1 protein-coding gene is annotated in these 936 nt (G+C 74.5%); it reads right to left on the bottom strand.

All coding sequences use genetic code 11. The features are described 5' to 3' along the window. The coding region (locus NBZ85_RS31440) for a 3-hydroxyacyl-CoA dehydrogenase family protein (RefSeq protein ID WP_261563461.1) at positions 1-936 on the bottom strand (936 nt) is incomplete at both ends.

Genomic DNA, 936 nt, shown 5'->3' with positions numbered 1-936 from the left:
AGCCGCGCCCTGCCCACCAGCCATTACACCGGGCTCCCCGACGGGCTCCCCGACGGCACCGGGGCCCTCCCTGCCGGGGCCCCGGGGAACCATCTCGGTGGTGTCCGTCCCCGGGTACGTGTAGAAGCCGCGGCCGGTCTTGCGGCCCAGCAGGCCGGCCGCGACGAGCTGGCCCAGCAGCGGCGCCGGGGCATGCAGGTGATCGCGGGTCTGGTCGTACATCGACGCGAGGATGGCGTGCGCGGCGTCGAGGCCGATGAGGTCCAGCAGGGCCAGCGGCCCCATCGGGTGACCGCAGCCGAGCCGCATCGCGGCGTCGATGTCCTCCCGGGTGGCGAAGCGCGCCTCGACCATCCGCACCGCGTTGTTGAGGTAGCCGAACAGCAGCGCGTTGACGATGAACCCGGCCCGGTCCGCGGCGACGACGGCCGTCTTGCCGACCACGCCCACCAGCGAGACCACCGCGGCCAGGGCGTCGGGGTCGGTCACCACCGTGCGGACGACCTCGACCAGGCCCATCACCGGGGCCGGGTTGAACCAGTGCATGCCGAGCACCCGCGCCGAGCGACCGGTGCCCGCGGCCAGCTCCGTCACGGACAGAGAGCTCGTGTTCGTCGCGAGGACGGTCGCCGGCGGACAGACCTCGTCGAGCCGGGCGAACAGCGCGGTCTTGACATCGAGCCGTTCGTCGACCGCCTCGATCACCAGGTCGCAGTCGGCCACCGCGGCGAGTTCGGTGCCGAGGCTCAGCCGGCCGAGCAGGTCACCGCGGTCGGCGTCGGCCAGGCGGCCGTGCCGGGCCGCCCGGTTCAGGGAACGCTCGATCCGGGCGCTCCCCCGGGCCAGCGCTTCGGCGTCCCGTTCGACGCCGACGACGTCGAGCCCGGCCCGGGCCAGCACCTCGGCGATCCCGGCCCCCATGGTGCCGAGCCCGAC

Source organism: Frankia tisae (genome assembly GCF_025403405.1).
Classification (GTDB): Bacteria; Actinomycetota; Actinomycetes; order Frankiales; family Frankiaceae; genus Frankia; species Frankia tisai.
Note: the sequence above shows the minus strand (reverse complement) of the source record. Positions and strands in the feature narration are given on the sequence as shown.